Annotated in this window: 4 protein-coding genes and 1 pseudogene; 1 reads left to right on the forward strand and 4 read right to left on the reverse strand. The window is 61.7% G+C overall.

Annotated elements, in window-relative coordinates; genetic code table 11:
* Positions 1–309 (forward strand): annotated as a pseudogene (locus tag EN991_RS27035) (GFA family protein); the annotation flags it as partial.
* A gap of 184 nt (positions 310–493) precedes the next feature.
* Here the strand turns inward: EN991_RS27035 and sufA are convergent.
* The 4 genes from sufA to sufD form a co-directional block, all read right to left on the reverse strand.
* Entirely contained in the window at positions 494–874 is a 381-nt protein-coding gene (gene sufA, locus EN991_RS27040; protein WP_013532156.1) for a Fe-S cluster assembly scaffold SufA, read from the reverse strand.
* 100 nt (positions 875–974) lie between these two features.
* Positions 975–1,367, reverse strand: a complete 393-nt coding sequence (locus EN991_RS27045; RefSeq protein WP_013532157.1) for an SUF system Fe-S cluster assembly protein — start codon at positions 1,365–1,367, stop codon at positions 975–977.
* 19 nt (positions 1,368–1,386) lie between these two features.
* Positions 1,387–2,631: a cysteine desulfurase gene (locus tag EN991_RS27050; protein ID WP_013532158.1), complete on the reverse strand. Its 1,245-nt coding sequence runs from the start codon at positions 2,629–2,631 to the stop codon at positions 1,387–1,389.
* A 4-nt stretch (positions 2,632–2,635) separates the two neighbouring features.
* Positions 2,636–3,786, reverse strand: a 1,151-nt coding sequence (sufD, locus tag EN991_RS27055) for a Fe-S cluster assembly protein SufD (protein WP_127369908.1), incomplete at its 5' end; no start/stop codon positions are given.

Below are 3,786 nucleotides of genomic sequence, written 5' to 3' on the forward strand. Positions count from 1 at the left end.
GTCTTTCGGGCGGAGATCGAGGACGACGAGCATCCGCATTGCGAAATCTCAACCGGCGAGCGCAATTTCTGCAAGAAATGCGGCTCAGCCCTTTGGCTCTACGATCCGACATGGCCGGAACTGGTGCACCCCTTCGCCTCAGCGATCGACAGCGATTTACCCATTCCGCCGAGCCGAGTGCACCTGATGCTGAAATACAAAGCGAACTGGGTGGAGCCGGTGGTTGGCAAGCACGACAAGGTCTTCGACGTCTATCCCGAGGAATCGATCGCCGATTGGCACAAGCGGACGGGCATGTGGGTGGAGTGAGTTTCTTCGCCCCGTTTACGGGGAGGTGAGGAGTGATCCGCGCACCGAACGAAAAGCCAATTGCTTGGATTTTCTAACGACGTACGCCGGCAGGCTGGGCGGAGCTAACTCTGGAGAGGCTGGCGCTGCCCCTCATCCGTCACTTCGTGACACTTTCTCCGCGTAAACGGGGCGAAGGAAAAAATCAGGCCGAAGCGCGTGCCTCTGCCAGTGCCTTCAGGTCGGCCGGCTTCAGTTCGACGGATTCGCCGCAGCCGCAGGCCGAGCTCTGGTTCGGGTTGTGGAAGGTGAAGCCGGTGCGCAGCGTCGTCTGCTCGAAATCCATCTCGGTGCCGAACAGGAATAGCGCAGCCTCGGGCGCGACATAGACATGCGCGCCGTCGCGCTCGATATGGTCGTCCTTGGTGTTGGGCTCGGTCACCAGATCGACCGTATATTCCATGCCGGCGCAGCCGCCCTTCTTGATGCCGAGGCGGATGCCATGCGCGTTGTCGCGGGTGGCGACGATCTCGCGCACCCGGTCGGCGGCCTTTTCGGTCATGGTGATGACGGCGAAGCGTCCCATTCTTTTTCCTTCCATTCCATGCAGGTTCAAGGCCTGCCGAATGATTCCTCACCTAAAATGGTGAAGTTTTATCCCTGGCGCAAGTGTGCCAGGCTTGACGCTAGTACCAGCCCACCGCCACCTGCGCCTCTTCCGACATGCGGTCGGCCGACCAGGGCGGGTCGAAGGTCATGTTGACCTCGACGCCGGACACGCCTTCGACGGCGCCGACGGCATTTTCGACCCAGCCGGGCATTTCGCCGGCGACAGGGCAGCCGGGAGCGGTCAGCGTCATGTCGATCTTGACCGAGCGATTGTCCTCGATGTCGATCTTGTAGATGAGGCCGAGCTCGTAGATATCGGCCGGGATTTCCGGATCGTAGACCGTCTTCAGCGCCGATACGATGTCGTCGGTCAACCGCGCCAGTTCGTCGGCTGGGATGGCCGATCCCGAAACCAGCGCATTGGGCGCGGTTTCCGGAGTGGTCTCGGCAGCGATGCTTGCATCATCCATGGTCGTCACCCAAAAAACGTCATCCGAAGAATTTGCGCGCTTTTTCAAGCGCCTCGGCCAATGCGTCGACTTCGGCCCTGGTATTATACATGCCGAACGATGCCCTGCATGTGGAGGTTACGCCGAAACGTTTCAACAGCGGCTGGGCGCAATGGGTGCCCGCGCGGACTGCAACGCCCTGCCTGTCTATCACCATCGACACGTCGTGCGCATGAATGCCTTGCAGTTCGAACGAGATGATGGCGCCCTTGCCGGGCGCATCGCCGAAGATGCGCAGCGAATTGATGGCGCGTAGCCGCTCATGCGCATAAGTCTTGAGGTCTTCCTCATGCGCGGCGATGCGCTCGCGGCCGATCGTTTCCATATAGTCGAGCGCGGCACCCAGTCCGATCGCCTGCACGATCGGCGGCGTGCCGGCTTCGAAACGATGCGGCGGCTCGTTGTAGGTGACGATGTCTTCCGTCACCTCCTCGATCATCTCGCCACCGCCCATGAAGGGGCGCATGCCCTGGAGAATGTCCTTCTTGCCGTAGAGCACGCCGATGCCCGAAGGGCCATAAACCTTGTGCCCGGTGAAGACGAAGAAGTCGCAGTCGAGATCCTGCACATCGATCGGCATATGCACGGCGCTCTGGCTGCCGTCGACGAGGACGGGAATTCCACGCGCATGCGCGATGCGCACGATTTCCTTGATCGGCGTCACCGTGCCCAGCGCATTCGACATCTGCGTGACGGCGACCAGTTTGGTGCGGTCGGTCAGCCGTTTTTCGAATTCCTCGATGTGGAAGACGCCGAGATCGTCGACCGGCACCCAGACCAGCTTGGCGCCCTGCCGCTCGCGGATGAAATGCCAGGGAACGATGTTGGAGTGGTGCTCCATGATCGACAGCACGATCTCGTCGCCCTCGCCGATGTTGGGCATGCCATAGCCATAGGCCACGGTGTTGATGGCCGAGGTCGTGTTCGAGGTGAAGATGATGTTGTCGGTGCTTGGCGCGTTGAGGAAACGGCGTACCGTTTCGCGCGCCTTTTCGTAGGCGTCGGTCGCGGCATTGGACAGGAAATGCAGGCCACGATGGACGTTGGCATATTCCTGGCTGTAGGCGTGCTGGACAGCGTCGAGCACCACCTGCGGCTTCTGTGCCGAGGCGCCATTGTCGAGATAGACCAGCTTCTTGCCATAGACTTCCCGCGACAGGATCGGGAAATCGCGGCGGATCGCTTCGACGTCGTAGAAATCTCCGATCTTGCCCGGTGCGTTCATCAGGTCACCCGTGTGCCACGAACCAGCCGTCGAGCCGCGCTTCCAGCGCTTCGACGATCGCCTCGTCGTCCAGTTCCTCGATCACCTCGGCGACAAAGGCCTTCACGAGCAAGCCCCGCGCGCTTTTCTCGTCGACGCCGCGCGCCATCAGGTAAAACAGATGATCGTGGTCGATCTCGGTGACCGTCGCGCCATGGCCGCAAATCACGTCGTCGGCGAAGATTTCAAGCTCCGGCTTGGTCGAGAACTCGCCATCGTCCGACAGCAACAGCGTGTTGCATGCCATCTTGGCGTTGGTCTTCTGCGCATATTGATGGACGTTGATGCGGCCCTGAAACACGCCGCGCGCCTTGCCCGTCACCACGTTGCGGATGATCTCCGTCGAGGTCGTGTGCGGCACGGCGTGGTCGAGAACCATGGTCACGTCGGTATGGGTGTCGCCGGCCAAGAGGTTGATGCCGCGCAGCTTGAAATCGGCGCCTTCGCCAGTCGTCCTGACCATGATCTCCTGGCGCACGAGCTTGCCGCCGGCGTTCATGACGAACAACGTCAGCTTGGCATTCTTGCCGATATGGGCCTTGAACTGGGCCAGATGCGTCGCCGTTTCCGGCTGTTCCTGGACAATCAGCCACGTCACCTCGGCGCCTTCGCCGAGCACGAGCTGGCTGACCGAGCTGCCCAGGGCAGCGCCGTCACCTGTCTGCCGTTCGACGATGACGGCCTTGGCGCCGGCGCCGACACGCACTGGCAGGCGCACATGGGTCTGGCCGCCGGCCTGCAGGTTCTGCAGCTCGACCGGCTTTTCGAGTTCCACGCCATCGGCGATGTCGACAAAATATCCGTCGGCGACGAAAGCCGTGTTCAGCGCGCCGATGGCGTCGTCGCTGCCATAGGGGTCGAGCCCAGGTGCTGCGCTGCCGTCGACCAGCTTTTCCGACAGGCGCTGGAAAGAGACGCCTTCAAGAACCGGCGCTTTGGCGTCGGACTTGCCGTTCAGGATCGACACCACGGTGGAACCGTCGACGATCGGCGCAATGACTTTGGCCAAGGCGGCCGGGTCGAAGTCCGGCACGGTATTCAGCAACCGGCGCAGGTCGGTGTAGTGCCAGGATTCGACGCGCCGCGTCGGCAGGCCGTGCTTGATCGTCTCGATGG

Origin of the sequence: Mesorhizobium sp. M7A.F.Ca.US.005.03.2.1, assembly GCF_003997795.1 — a bacterium.
Classification (GTDB): Bacteria; Pseudomonadota; Alphaproteobacteria; order Rhizobiales; family Rhizobiaceae; genus Mesorhizobium; species Mesorhizobium ciceri.

What these genes read in the sequence shown, in the direction of transcription:
- sufA (WP_013532156.1), bottom strand. Translation starts at nt 874, where the DNA reads ATGGGACGCTTCGCCGTCATCACCATGACCGAAAAGGCCGCCGACCGG.
- EN991_RS27045 (WP_013532157.1), bottom strand. Translation starts at nt 1,367, where the DNA reads ATGGATGATGCAAGCATCGCTGCCGAGACCACTCCGGAAACCGCGCCC.
- EN991_RS27050 (WP_013532158.1), bottom strand. Translation starts at nt 2,631, where the DNA reads ATGAACGCACCGGGCAAGATCGGAGATTTCTACGACGTCGAAGCGATC.